The organism is Acidianus infernus (genome assembly GCF_009729545.1).
In the GTDB taxonomy this organism is placed as follows: Archaea; Thermoproteota; Thermoprotei_A; order Sulfolobales; family Sulfolobaceae; genus Acidianus; species Acidianus infernus.
Window position 1 is genome coordinate 1,085,094 of sequence record NZ_WFIY01000004.1, and the last position, 14,220, is coordinate 1,099,313.

13 protein-coding genes are annotated in these 14,220 nt (G+C 31.1%); 7 read left to right on the top strand and 6 right to left on the bottom strand.

Features of this window, described 5'->3' with window-relative positions; all coding sequences use genetic code 11:
* Positions 1 to 37 precede the first annotated feature (37 nt).
* Positions 38 to 1,237: an amidohydrolase family protein gene (locus D1867_RS06495; RefSeq protein WP_155863278.1), complete on the top strand. Its 1,200-nt coding sequence runs from the start codon at positions 38 to 40 to the stop codon at positions 1,235 to 1,237.
* Positions 1,238 to 1,244: 7 nt separating this feature from the next.
* On the opposite strand, the gene D1867_RS06500 is transcribed toward D1867_RS06495, so the two are convergent.
* Positions 1,245 to 1,421, bottom strand: a complete 177-nt coding sequence (locus D1867_RS06500; RefSeq protein WP_155863279.1) for a hypothetical protein — start codon at positions 1,419 to 1,421, stop codon at positions 1,245 to 1,247.
* Between the two features lie 125 nt (positions 1,422 to 1,546).
* On the opposite strand from D1867_RS06500, the gene D1867_RS06505 reads away from it, so the two are divergent.
* Genes D1867_RS06505 through D1867_RS06515 form a run of 3 tightly spaced genes read left to right on the top strand, consistent with a single transcriptional unit; the run spans position 1,547 to position 5,552 of the window.
* On the top strand, positions 1,547 to 4,345 hold the full coding sequence (locus D1867_RS06505) for an alpha-mannosidase (RefSeq protein WP_155863280.1): 2,799 nt from the start codon (positions 1,547 to 1,549) through the stop codon (positions 4,343 to 4,345).
* Between the two features lie 36 nt (positions 4,346 to 4,381).
* On the top strand, positions 4,382 to 5,023 hold the full coding sequence (locus tag D1867_RS06510; RefSeq protein WP_155863281.1) for a hypothetical protein: 642 nt from the start codon (positions 4,382 to 4,384) through the stop codon (positions 5,021 to 5,023).
* Entirely contained in the window at positions 5,007 to 5,552 is a 546-nt protein-coding gene (locus tag D1867_RS06515) for a hypothetical protein (protein ID WP_155863282.1), read from the top strand. The genes D1867_RS06510 and D1867_RS06515 overlap by 17 nt, the downstream gene beginning before the upstream one ends.
* Here D1867_RS06515 and D1867_RS12395 read toward each other — a convergent pair.
* Positions 5,549 to 6,433 (bottom strand): ABC transporter permease subunit, encoded by an 885-nt coding sequence (locus tag D1867_RS12395; protein ID WP_155863283.1) that lies wholly within the window; start codon positions 6,431 to 6,433, stop codon positions 5,549 to 5,551. The genes D1867_RS06515 and D1867_RS12395 overlap by 4 nt on opposite strands.
* Positions 6,423 to 7,424 carry an ABC transporter permease gene (locus D1867_RS06525; protein WP_162309156.1) on the bottom strand — a complete coding sequence of 334 codons (1,002 nt, stop codon included), beginning with the start codon at positions 7,422 to 7,424 and terminating at the stop codon, positions 6,423 to 6,425. Before D1867_RS06525 ends, D1867_RS12395 begins: the two co-directional genes overlap by 11 nt.
* Before the next feature lie 158 nt (positions 7,425 to 7,582).
* On the opposite strand from D1867_RS06525, the gene D1867_RS06530 reads away from it, so the two are divergent.
* Both D1867_RS06530 and D1867_RS06535 read left to right on the top strand, forming a co-directional pair.
* Positions 7,583 to 8,566 carry an oligopeptide/dipeptide ABC transporter ATP-binding protein gene (locus D1867_RS06530; RefSeq protein ID WP_155863285.1) on the top strand — a complete coding sequence of 328 codons (984 nt, stop codon included), beginning with the start codon at positions 7,583 to 7,585 and terminating at the stop codon, positions 8,564 to 8,566.
* A complete protein-coding gene (locus tag D1867_RS06535; protein ID WP_162309157.1) occupies positions 8,553 to 9,329 on the top strand; it encodes an ATP-binding cassette domain-containing protein in 777 nt (258 codons plus the stop codon). Before D1867_RS06530 ends, D1867_RS06535 begins: the two co-directional genes overlap by 14 nt.
* Before the next feature lie 171 nt (positions 9,330 to 9,500).
* Here D1867_RS06535 and D1867_RS06540 read toward each other — a convergent pair whose 3' ends face one another.
* The 3 genes from D1867_RS06540 to D1867_RS06550 are packed head-to-tail and all read right to left on the bottom strand — an operon-like array spanning position 9,501 to position 11,719.
* The gene (locus D1867_RS06540; RefSeq protein WP_155863287.1) at positions 9,501 to 10,541 is read right to left on the bottom strand and encodes a hypothetical protein; all 1,041 of its coding nucleotides are present in this window, start codon (positions 10,539 to 10,541) and stop codon (positions 9,501 to 9,503) included.
* Positions 10,542 to 10,580: 39 nt separating this feature from the next.
* Positions 10,581 to 10,892, bottom strand: a complete 312-nt coding sequence (locus D1867_RS06545) for a hypothetical protein (RefSeq protein WP_155863288.1) — start codon at positions 10,890 to 10,892, stop codon at positions 10,581 to 10,583.
* Positions 10,886 to 11,719, bottom strand: a complete 834-nt coding sequence (locus D1867_RS06550) for a hypothetical protein (protein ID WP_240872180.1) — start codon at positions 11,717 to 11,719, stop codon at positions 10,886 to 10,888. Before D1867_RS06550 ends, D1867_RS06545 begins: the two co-directional genes overlap by 7 nt.
* A gap of 352 nt (positions 11,720 to 12,071) precedes the next feature.
* On the opposite strand from D1867_RS06550, the gene D1867_RS06555 reads away from it, so the two are divergent.
* A complete protein-coding gene (locus tag D1867_RS06555) occupies positions 12,072 to 14,066 on the top strand; it encodes an ABC transporter substrate-binding protein (protein ID WP_155863289.1) in 1,995 nt (664 codons plus the stop codon).
* Positions 14,067 to 14,220 lie beyond the last annotated feature (154 nt).

Below are 14,220 nucleotides of genomic sequence, written 5' to 3' on the forward strand. Positions count from 1 at the left end.
AGTTAAGTTTTAATGTGTTCTTGAATTTAATATTTTAATGATATTAGGTAACCTAAAGACTATTGATGGTAGGACTATATCAATTGAAATTAATGAGAATATAATATCAAAGGTATACTATGATAAAAAGCTAGGGAAAGATTTAGAAGGTAGATTAGTAATTCCAGGTTTTGTTGATTCTCATGCACACATTGATAGCAATTTTTTATTAGACGTATGTGAACCAGTTGAAAGTACAAAATTCATCGAGGTATTAGAGAGGCTAGTAGAATGTAAAGAGAATTTATCGGTAGATCAGATTTATAGTCTGTCAAAGAAATCAATTGAATATTATTTATTAAATGGATCATTATTTGTGAGAACGCACATAAGAATTAATGGTAAAAAAGGTTTGGAAAGGCTTAAAATAGCTAATAAATTAAAGAAGGAATACAACAATCTAATCCATCTCCAAATAATAGGGTTCTTTGAGAGTGAAAATTACTTTGATGAGGATAGTAAGGAGCTTATATATAAAGCAATTGAAGTAAGCGTTGACGGATTGGGAGCGGAACCGCATTTGCAACCATCATTAGAGGATAGAAAAAGATTAATAAAATTCCTATTTGATGCTGCTATAGAAAATAAATTAAAACTGGATTTCCACGCAGATTACTCTGATGATCCTAATTCGAGAGTTAGCGAAATAATAGTATCAGAAGCTTTAAAAAGAGGAATCAAAGGAGTTTCCCTAAGCCATTTAGTTTCACTTCACTCCTATAATCAAGACTACGCTGAAAGATTAATGAAATGGATGAAGAACGCGGATGTAAACGTTATAGTAGCACCAATAACTGAATTAGAGGAGTCCGGCTCTTTTGAGAATTATCCCAAAAAGAGAGGATTACCAAGGGTTAACGAATTACTTGAACACGGGATAAACGTAGCAATAGGCCATAACGACATTCAAAATCACTTTAACCCGCTGGGAATAGGAGACATGCTACACGCGATATTTACTCTTGCAATATCAGATTACATGTTCTTTCCAACTCAAATTGAGAAATTATTTTATATGGCTACATATAATGGAGCAAAAGCATTACAATTGGAAAAATATGGAATGGCAGAAAATATGCCAGCTAACTTGGTTATTCTGGATGCTAAATCCCCTATTGATGCTGTAAGAAAATCATCTCCTGCTCGCTTAGTTATAAGTAATGGTAAGCTGGTTCATTCTGGAGGAATTTCTTTATAAACCATGTTTATATCCATTTCTCTTTTTTATTTCTTAAATATGTTATCATATATGTTAAAATGCCACCTATAATGAGTATAATTGCAAACATTAGCGTTATGACATTAATTGATCCATTACTCTGCATAAAGCCGAACAGCGGATTTGTGGAAGCTTGGTAATCTAAATATGCAAAAGAGAGCATAGAATATTATAAAGAATATAATATAATATTATTATAATAGAATATCTAATGAGATTACTGAATTAGAACATACCAAAAATTCCTTTAAATATAAAAGTTATATACCTTGAATTATCTTTTAATTTATGTTAAATGAGATAGAAATACGTCTAAGACTAGGTTTTTTATTGGCAAATTCATATAGAAATATTAAGATAACTGAAATTAATGGCAAAGCGATTCATGTCCTTAGTGGAAATTACATAGTATTTCTTGATAATAATGAAGCTATTCAAGTGCTAATAAATAATCAGCCATACTTCGAAGTAGACAGTGCACATAAGGAAGTTCCTATTCCATCTGGTATTAACGAACTTACATTAGATTCTGAGTATAAAGGGAAAATAGCATTTGTAAACAAATTATATAACGCGTATAAATTATGGACTTATTGCGTTACTGTTTTAGAAGCAAGTAAATATATTTATAGAGACAAGCTTTTGGAAATCTTGAGCAATACTTTATCACTAGTTCCTTTCACTTCTGTATCTAGATCTCAACTACTTGTAGCTTCTGCTGTTTGGAAGGATTTTCCTAGGCATTTCCTATATTTTTCTAATGATATGAAATATGAAGAGGGAGGATTTAATGATAGTAAATACCTATATGCTTTAGAGTATTTAAGGAACGAACTATCTAATCTAGGCCTAGGAAAATTTGGTAAAATTTACGGTATCGCCCACGCTCATATCGATGCCGCATGGTTATGGACGTTTGATGAAACTAAAAGGAAAATATTAAGGAGTTTTTCTACTGTACTTACACTTATGTCAAAGTATGATTTTCAATTTATTCAGAGTTCAGCCTTGTATTATTCCTGGATAAAGGATAATTTTCCCGAATTGTTCAATTATATCAAGAGAAAAGTTGCTGAAGGTAAATGGATTTTAGGTGCTGGTTGGGTAGAGTTTGATACAAATCTACCTTCTGGGGAGTCTTTAGTTAGGCAGCTTTTGTATTCCCAAAGGTTCTTTTTTGAGAATTTTGGTAGATTTGCCGAAGTTTTGTGGTTGCCTGATTCTTTCGGATTTTCTGCCCAATTACCTCAGATAATGAGATTATCTGGTATCAAATATTTTGCTACTCATAAGGTTTTTTGGAATGACACAAATAAGTTTCCTTACTCAGTTTTTAACTGGGTTGGCATTGACGGATCTTCTGTTACTGCGATAGCATTTGGTAATGGCAAGGGTGGTTATAATTCAGACTTTAGTATAGATTCAATTTATGAGCAGTGGAATAACTGGAAAGATAAAGATCAACCAATGTTATACTCGTATGGTTACGGTGATGGGGGTGGAGGGCCGACAGAGGAAATGCTAATTAGAGCAGAGGCGATAAATTACCTACCTATATTACCAAAGGTAAACTTAAAGGAAATTCCAAAGTACGAGCCAAAGGAAATCTGGAAGGGAGAAATATATTTAGAAGCACATAGAGGAGTTTATACTTCTCATTCTAAAATGAAGTATTTACATAGAAAGGCGGAAATATATTTAAGAGAAGCAGAATTATGGAGTACTATAGCTGGAGAAAAAGTTGATTTAAAACCTTTATGGTTAAATTTGTTGAAGTCCGAATTTCATGATATTTTACCAGGTTCAGCAATAAAAGAAGTTTACAATGAGGTTTATAAAGAACTAGAGAATATAATTCAAAAATGTGAGGAAATAATATTAAATTCTTTAAGGAAAATATCTGGTGGAGGAGATAAAATAATAGCTTTTAATTCTCTTTCTTGGGATAGAGAAGATTATGTAATATCACCTTTTGAATTACCCAATAGTCAAAAAACGGACGAAGGCTATTTAGCTAGGATTAAAATACCTTCTATTGGCTATTCAGAATGTAATCCAGAGAGAGTTGATGATAAAGTAAGAATAAATGACCTAACGTTAGAAAATAGTATTCTAAAGGTTTCTTTAAATAATGATGGCGATATTATATCAATTTATGATAAGGAAGTTGAAAGAGAACTATTAAGCAAACCTAGTGAAATAACTGCATATGAGAATATACCGGTTTGGGACGCGTGGGATATTGAACCTTCCTTTAAGAATACAAGTTTTAAAATCAAAGCTAATTCGCATGAGATAGTAGAGGATGGCCCGTTAAGAGCTTGTATAAAATTTAATTATAAGTTTAGAAATACAGATTTTTCTAAACGTGTTTGCCTTTATGCTAAGGATCGTAGAATAGAGTTAAGATATAATATGAAAGCTTATGATAGAGAGTTATTAATTAAGGAATGGTTTTATTTCAATTTAAATACAGATAATGCAACTTTTGAGATACCCTATGGAGTAATAAATAGAAGCACGTTAAGAAATACTAGCTTAGATAAAGCAAAGTTTGAGGTGCCATTTAATAAATGGTTAGATTTATCTGAAGATAATTATGGAGTTACAATAATTTCTGATACTAAACAGGGCTCTACAGTAGAATTTAGTAGTGTAGGAATTTCTCTTATCAAAACACCATTATATCCGGATTATGAATCTGATCTAGAAGAAAATAGCTTTAAAATATATATTTATCCGCATTTAGGTGATTGGAAAAAAGCCCAGACATTTAAGAGGGCTTATGAATTAACCTATCCAATCTGGGTAACAAAGGGTAAAGGCGGTTCAATGAGCTTCTTAGCTTCTGATTTAATAGTAGAGGCAATAAAACCGGCTGAAGATAGAGATGGTATAATAATTAGACTTTATAATATTTATAATGAAAAAGGTAAGGCAAAAATAAGGCTTTGGTATGAGCCCAAGTATGTGATTTCCACAGATTTATTAGAATCAGATAAAATTAAAAGGAAAATAAAAATATCCAGAAATGAGATTGAGATAGAATATAATAACTATGAAATTATAACGCTTAAAACCAGTTGAATAATGTTTTTATAGTAGATAAGCTAACTCTTTCTTATGCTATTAGGTGAGAAAGATTATGCTGGAATAATAACTTCTATGAAGAATCATTACGAGATTCGAGGCTCATACTTATATGAAAGGCATACATTCACTCATTATAAAAATGTTGGCTCATCTAATATTACCGGATATTCTGATACAAGGCTCATATTTTCTGATGATGCAAGCATTATATACTATAAAATTAAAGTCAGATCAACAGATAATAATGTTGTTTCAAGCAATATAGAAGTAAGAAAATTCGGTAATAAACTTCATTTTTATATATACTCGGAAATGGAGAAACCGTTTAAACCAAAGAGCAAAATTACAACAGATGTAGAACTTATTATTTACGACAACGGGCTCAGAAATCTGGCAGAACTTATAAAAAACAGAAAATTGTATTTTATTGAAAATTCAAATTATCCAGTAGAGAAATATATGGCCACATTTCAATTACCTATCATTAACTTGGATGTCGATTTGATAAAAAGTAAAAATTACACCCCAGGTGAATTACCTAAGGAGTTTATCGTTGTCAAGGATTATATAAAGATATGTAATTTGAATAGTATTATGATTAAGACTAGTTTAGAACCAAAAGTAGGGTATTTCTTTATAATTAAGGGAAAAGAATATGATTATTCTTACTGATAGGCAATTGGATAAGAAGTTTGTTAGATTTCTTTTAGATACTGGAGTAGCAAAGAGAACTTCTCTAAGGTATATTACAATTTATGATAAGTATCCGGTAATATTTTATAGTGCATCCATGATAGAAAATCAAAATTATGTCGAGTTAAGACTAAAAGGAATAATAATGTCTAAAAATGAAGTAGAGATAGAGTTAATTCCACCAATGGGTGTAGTGTCAAGAAGTAAAATAGTTGAAGAAGGCGTAAAAATAACAATAGATGGCCAATTTTTTAATATCAGAAAAAAAGTTTATGCCTCCAATATTAATATTACCAATAAAATTTTATATTCAGGAATTTGGATTAAATACCCTACATATATTTTTACAATGAGCTGTAAGCTTAAAGGTTTAAAATTCTATTTCTCAAGAACATCCGATATAAATAACTATCAAACATTATTATCGTCTCCAGATAGAATAATTAACAAACCGTTTATAAGAATTTTAAAGGTTCAATCTGGTGTATATCTCTTAGGAACTTATTAGTACTCTCTAAGTCTTGGGTCCACAAGTTTTCCTAAGCCTATTGACATCATCATTAAGCCTATTTCATAAATTATTATAATTATCACAGGTATTATTAAATTCCAAAAACCTAAAGGCGAATATATCGCGCCTCCTATGCTTATTGCAAAATTTAATATTACACCCCAATTGTTATTAGATAACGGTAGAAAGCCAAAAGTATAAAGTGCTACTAAACCAAATACGTAAAACATCATATCTTGAAATAGATGTACTAAAATATATGAACTCATTGGATAAATAATCTCTTTCAATATCCTAATCTTGCTCAGCCCAAGAATTTTTGCCATGGTAATGTATTCTTGCTTCTTTAGAGAATATGTAAAACCTCTTATAGCCTTAGCAAGACCAGCCCAGGAAAACATACTTAAAATGCCTGCTAATATTAATGGATTACTAGTATGAATTATTGTGGCTAAAATTAACGTTATTGGAAATCCAGGAAGTGTTAGTACTATTTCAAAAAGAGCATTTAACGCTAAATCTACGAATCTTCCCATAAAGCCAGCCAATAATCCTAAGATTAGACCTACACCTATAGTTATTACAGATGCAATACTAGTAACTTCTAGTATAAAAGGTGTGCCCCACACAATCTCTGGTAATAACGGTTCGCCTTCATAATCTGTGCCAAATATATATAGTGGGAAATGATTTAAGGAAGGGGGTTGAAAGGCGTTAAATGGGTTAGCTAGTGATGGAGAAGGGTAGGGTATTATCAATAACCCTACTGTGCCCATTAGGATATAAAATACAAATATTAAAAAACCGACAAAGAAAATCTTATTTCTATAAATTAATTTAAATAGTCTGTATAATGATATTAAGAACTTATTCTTCACCGACCCTCACCCTCGGATCTAATATTCCATAAATTATGTCGGCTAATATATTACCAAGTATACTAATTATGACTATTACTAATAGAACCCCTATAGCAAGTGGGTAATCCTTACTAGTCAGCGCAGTAGCATATAAACTTCCTATTCCATAAAGTCCGAAAATTGATTCTATGAAAGTAGCTGAACCTAGCAATAATCCAAAAGAATACATCAATCTAGTAAACGATGGAATCACTGCAGTTTTACCTATATAGCTTAGAAGTATCGTTCTGCTCTTAACTCCCCTAAGTTTAGCGTATCTTACATAATCTTCTTGTGAAATTGAGAAAGCAGCAGATCTAATACTTAATATCCAACCAGGTATCATTGGTATTGAAAAAGATAAAATAGGAAGTGTATAATGATCTAGCATATTAATAATAAAAGGTAAATTAAAACCAGGGTGAACTCCTATTCCGTATGAACCACTTATTGGGAAATAATTATTATATATAGCAAAGAACAATAAAAGGATAATTGCAACAATATAGTTAGGTATTGAATTAAATGCTGCCGACAATATGGTTATTAAACTATCTATTTTTCCACCAGAATACTTTGCAGTTAATAGTCCTATTAATACTCCAATTACATAAGATAAAATTAATGACGACGAAACAAGAAATACCGTATATGGCGCCTCCAATGCTATTAATTTAATTACTGGCTCATGATATATTAATGACCTCCCAAGATCTCCATGGAGCAAGCCATTTATATAACTTAAATATGCTTGAAATGCGGTTTGATTAACATAATTTCCAAAAACTTCCCTTGCTTTCATTAGAGCATATTCCTTAGAATAACCTCTAGCCAATAGAGAATCTATATATATTTGCACTGGATTTCCAGGAGATATATATAATAATATATATGTTGCGGTTATTACAACATATATTGTAATTATAGCTAATAATATTCTTTTTATTATCCACTTAAAGAAGTCATTCATATCTAATATAATTCTCCATGTTACGTTTATATAAACTTTTTGAAGATTCATGTATTCATAATTATGAGAACAATATTAATTAATATGAAACTTTATCTTTTCAATTCCATATGTAGTGCATATTATAGTTTATATATAAGCTTACTAGATTTAATTATGTGGAAGATGAAATTTTACAAGTTCAAAACTTGACAGTAAATTATAGACTTGAAGATAGTATAGTAAAAGGTATAGAAAACGTTAGCTTTGGAATTAAAAGATCTAGTATAACAGCAATTATAGGTGAAAGCGGCTCTGGAAAAACTACATTATTGTCTGCAATATTAGGCTTCTTACCTCAGAACGCTAGAACAAGTGGTAAAATAATATTTAATAACGAGAAAATTATGGAAAACGGAAAATATAGCAAAAAATTTAGAACTAATAGATGGAGACTTATTTCCTATATTCCTCAAAATGCAATGAGCGTATTATCGCCTCTGCGGAAGATAAGGTCTCACTTTATTGATACAGCGGCGGCTTATAATATACCTAAAGAGGTTGCGTTAAATAGTGCTAAAGAAATTTTGCCTCAAATAGGATTGGATGAAAAAATTCTAAACTACTATCCCTTTGAACTCTCAGGAGGCATGAAGCAAAGAGTTGTAATAGCACTCGCGATATTTTTAAGGCCTTTACTTACAGTTGCAGACGAACCTACTTCAGCATTAGATGTAATAACACAGAAGAAAATTTTAGACTTGTTAAAAAAGATCAATAATGAGCTAAATATAACTTTTCTGGTTTCTACTCACGATATCTCTGTTGCAAGTTACGTTGCTGATGAGATAATTGTGTTATATAATGGGCACATAGTAGAACGTGGTAGTAAAGAAGTGATAATAAATCATCCCCTTCATCCGTACACGTTATATCTATTAAGTAGCGTCATCAGCTTAAGTAGTAAAAATAAACTTATAAAGATTAGAGAAAAATTCATGGTTAAGCATAATATTAATAGGAATCATGGTTGTCCTTTCTATTCAAGATGTCCTTTTGCTACTACCATATGTAGTGAAGAATTCCCACCTAATATGAGAATTAATGATCACGAAGTTCTGTGCAACAAGCCTTTTGAGGTTGAGAAAAGTGTATATACTTGAAGGAAAAGATATTACTGTAATTTTTAAGACTAAAAAAGGAGAAAAAATTGCATTAAATAATGTATCAGTTAATATATCTAATAATGAAAATATATCTATTATAGGTGAAAGCGGCTCTGGAAAAACTACATTAAGTTTAGTCCTAGCAGGAGTTCAAAAACCCAATAAAGGTAATGTACTTTATAACGGTAAAAATGTATACAAGTTGAAAGGAAAAGAGTATAAGGAATTTAGAAGAAGTGTACAATACATAATGCAGAATCCATACTCAGCATTTAATCCATTTAGGAAAGTGAGTGATTCTTTCAAAACAGTAATATCGGAATATAAGCTAGCTAAGGGTAACGAGGCAGATAATTTAATAGATAAATATCTGCAAATGGTAGGACTAGACGAGTCTATTAAAACTAAATATCCTCACCAGTTAAGTGGAGGTCAATTGCAAAGGGCTGCACTAGCTAGAGCACTCCTATTAAAGCCTAAAATATTGTTCGCTGATGAAGTAGTTTCTATGCTTGATGCTAGTCTCAGAATAGACATAATTAATCTACTTAAGGAAATAAGGGAAACTTATAACATTTCTATAATTCTCATTACCCACGATATAGGAATAGCTAAATATTTTTCTGAAGATAGAGGTAGAATAATAGTTATGTATGATGGAAAAATTATTGAAGAAGGGTATGCAGAAGAGATAATAAAATCGCCAAAAAATGAGTATACTAAATTATTACTAGAGTCGTACCTTGACCCATTTAGGTGATTACATGGGCATTATCTCTTTAGTAATAACTTTATTAATTATTCTCCTTCTGATGACCTTATTTTCAATCGTATTTGCTGGTTTTTATGGTATAGATATATTAGATCTATTAATCATAATTCCTGCATTAGTTTTTTTTATTTATTTAGAATATAAAGATAGAAGAAGAGATTAAGAGAAAAAGGCATAAATTTGCCATAATACAAATAGTGGTGTCAGTATTATTGAAATTATTATATATAATATTAGCCAAATACCTTCAATTTTTAATGAATAAAATGATGGAAAAGCTGAAAGTAATATTCTTGGTATCGAAATGGCAGGTGTACCGATTATAAAAAGTAATGGAGATATTGCTAAAATGGAATAAGTGAAGTATAACCACTTATTATCATCGCGAAGCCTTATTATATTTATAGTTAATATAATAAAGAAAATTTCAAAACCTAAATTTCTAACTAGCCAGTCAATTGGGCTTAAGCTTAAGGAGAGTATAGTCCAGTTTTGAGTAGTAAACCAGCCATTAAGTAGCCAATTAATTTGACATAGTGGTGTAACTAATTTCACTCCCCAAATTATTTTTTCTAGTTTAAAATAATAGAATGGATCACCAGTAGATAAATAATACCACACAAATATAGAAAATCCAGATAATAACGGAATAATAATAAATTTTAAGAATGATTTTTTAAGTTTAATAATAAATGAGGGTAGAGTCCAAGCTATACTATAAAATGTTGCTATGGCAAAGCCCATTGCAATTGATGCCGGCAAGATCTTCTCCTTCTTTAAAAAGTAAAAAGTCAATGAAACCGCAGTTAAATAGATAACATCCGAATAAGGAAGTGTAGAATAGATTATATAAACCGGAAATAGCTCTAAAAGTAATGAAGTTTTATAATTGAATGTTTTATATACTATTATTGGAAACAAATATCCGAATATATTTGTAACTAAAAAAGCACTAATGCAGTAGCTATTGAAAATATTATACATCAGCTTGATAAGCAAAGGGTATATAGGTGGAAACGCAAATAAGCAAGGTTTTATATAACCATATTCTGCTATTGTTTCAAAAAGTATAGAATCCCATTTAGTAGTTATCAAGTAAAAGAAATTTGAACCAGAAATAAAATATATTGGAAGAAATACCAGAAGCTTTGCTAAAGTAAGAAATATAATCAGTTTTATGATATTGGATATTCTTGCCACGTATTCCTATCTTGATATCATATTATTTTAACCTAACTACTATTTCCTACGTATTAGCAGATATATTATTATTGTTACGAGAATTATTATTATAACAGTCTCGGGCAAATTGTATGGCACTGTATGAACTATAGTCTTAGTTATAATAGATGTAGATAACACAGTATGAATCGAAGTTATATACGAAGTCACGTACTCTGTTATGGTAGTAGTAGATATTATAGTTACAGTGACTGTTATTGTTGTTATATTATATGGTTGCTGAGCTTTAATAATGGATGTAGGCAAGTAAGGGAATATGGCTAATATCATTAAAATTAAAGAGATCAAAACGAGCTTATATTTTACCATAGCTGATAACCACTTCCATATTGCTGGCCTCCAACATTGGCTCCTATTACTATTTTACCAGGTTTCAGAGGCTTTATTTGAATCGATGATGGTACACTCTCGTACCCGCTAAACCCGTTATTAGTAGGAGTGCATGTTTGAGGAGTAGGACCGTAAACGTATCCATGAGGCCATAGTTCGGAACTCCAAGGAGTTATTAACCAATTTGCTGTAATGATTTCAAATGCGTTATCTCCACTTATATTGGATAAAGCTTCTTCACTTTTTGTAAAACCTTCTAAAATGCCTCCAATCGGTGTAGCAACTGTACCTGGATCAGTTAATTTAAATATTGTATATAATATTTTGGTTTGCCAATCAACTACATATAGCCAAACTTCATTTGTATCTTCTTTAGGAATTAATCTTATTCCTAGTTCATATAAGCTATCTGGTTTTGGTCTGAAAAGCTCGTTATTTACAGCAAAAGGCCCGCAACTTAATCCACAGAATAACTGTGGATTAGTTGAACCAGCGGAAACATGCCAGCCCCATTCTGGATGATATCCTAAAGATACTTGATAAAAATATCCAGTAGAAGTAGTTAATGAAGGCCATATAACAATTAAGCAATCTAAGTCCTCTAATTTTTTCGGAGTTTTGATTATTATAAATCCGCCATAAATAGTCTTATTGGGTTGCGGGCTCTCAATTCCGTACTGCCATGAGCAAGGTGTACATATTACTTGTGACCTAGAAATAATAGAGGAGGGCAATTTATCTAATAATGCAACAGATACAATACTAGATCCTAGCAATTTTATAAAATCCCTTCTCTTAACTTTCATAGATAATGGTAAAATAAATTTAATATAAAACCTTTTCGTAAAGAAATATGTCTGAAATGCTATAGAAATATATTATATTTTAATTATATAAAATAAAGTTTAATAATTGATACTATATAAACTTATCTAATAAATAAGCTTAGAGATTAAAGTGACTTCCTCTTAAAATTTATGAGTATTTTATGGAAAAGACGGTATAGACATCAATTATATCTCAAAACTATAGTATAGATAGTATTAATACAAATATATCACTAAAGAATAAAATACAAAAATATAAGTACTATATAATGACCTTTTAAAATAACTTTTAAAAATAAATTTATAGAGCATTAACTCGTGAGAAGTGAAAATGTTATATAAAAAAAGTAGATTATATGCCTCGATTTTAGTAATTATAATGCTACTGGGATTTTATCTACCTACTACTAATGGGTTTAATATAGTAACGCATTCCGCACTTACGGATAAGATATCTAATGGCACGTGGGTTTGGGCACCCGAAGCTCCTCCGACTCCTGGGGGAGTATATTGGAATTTCTGGTCACCTACTAATTTAGTTTTAGGATTCTTCCAATACTTACCATTGGCTGTTTATGTGCATAATGATCATCAGTTCATACCCATCTTAGCAACTAACTGGACGTGGAATGGAAATGAACTAATAGTAACACTTAGACATCCATATTACTGGGATACAGTAAACGGACCAAAACCATTTACTGCTTGGGACGTATGGACTACTTATATGATAGGAATAAGATTATTCGGATGGTACTCAAACTATGGATTATATAATGTGACTGTAATAAATAACTATACTGTAGCGTTTTGGTTTAAAGGAATTTATTGGAAAAACTTGGATAGAACGGCAGCTGTAGTCTTAGCATCTTATATAGGAGCTCCATATTTTCAATTTGGTAAATATGCTAAAATACTGGCAACTCTAAATACGTCAAATTTAGCATTAAGCAGTTATCTAAGCAACCTAACCAGCTATATACAATCTCTAAATGTAACTCCTACAAGTAATGGATTTTACTTCCCTAACGTGTCTAGTATTAACGACGAACTAATGTGCTGGGTAGCAAATCCATATTTTGAGCAGGCATTTCCTAACTCATCTATAAAATACTATCCTAAAATGATAACTTACTGGTCAAGCGGTAATACTCAAACTTATAACTTTTTAGAAGACGGTATATTAGGCTACTGTGTTACTGCAATACCATATAGCATATATGAAACAATAAAATCTGAGGGATATATAATATACATGGCATGTACCTATGGTGGCGTAGGATTTTATCTTAATCCTCAAATATATCCATTTAATAATCCAATAGTAAGACAAGCTTTATATTATGCCATAAACACTACTGAGCTTGCTGAGGCATATGCACCAGATTACATATCTGGTCCAACTAATTTTGCTGGAATTCCATCAGGTTTCTTACCAGAGTTCCAGAAAATGCTTCCCTCATCGTTTTTCCAAGGTCTTAATAATTATTCATATAATTTACAAAAGGCTACCCAGTTGCTAGAAGAAGCGGGATTTAAAAAAGTAAATGGTTATTGGGTCCTACCAAACGGATCTCAGTTAACAATAAGTATTATAGCACCATCAGGATTTACAGATTTTGTAGCACTATCACAAGAATTTGCTACGCAGTTAAACGCTTTCGGTATAAAAGCGCAGGTTTATGAATTATCTACGTCCGACTTTTATTCAGAGTTCTTCAGTGGAGATTTTGAAGCAGCACCGTTCTTTACACCATTTACAGATACTATAGATGCGTGGAGAATAGCCAGCATAATACCACAACCTCCGTTTAATTTATCAAAACCAACATGGTATATCTATAATGGTGAAAATTATACAATAAATGTATCACAAATAGTCATTCAAATGCATACTCTACAATATGGTTCTCCTCAGTATATAAATGATACAGAAAAGCTTATGGCATGGTACAACTACTGGTTACCAGCTATTGCTGATGTACAAAAAGTAGAACCAGTAGAGCTTAATCCTTATGAAGCAAACTGGAATGCTATATTATCTACTCATAATCAAACCTTTATATCTACGATCTTATTCCCATTTATAGCATATGACTTTGAATATATGGGGCCAGTAATAGGTTTGCTAATGGGATATATAGTACCGCCAGGCGTTACTCCACACTTGCCTACATATGTAAAGCCAACTCCTTCTACGACTACCGTTCCTCCGCCAGTTGCAACTAAATCTAGTATAATACCAATAGTTGGAGGAATTTTGGTAGTAATAATAGCAGTAGCAGTTGTATTCACCATAATTAGAAGAAGAGGCAAACCAGAGTAATAAAAATAACATAAACTAAAGTATAATATTTTTTATATATAAATCTATATATTATATAAATTTTAATACGGATTCTAACTATTGACACTTAGAAATGATAGTAATAACATAAAATAATAGAGTAATTCAATTTCCCGAAAGTTAAAGATGGCAG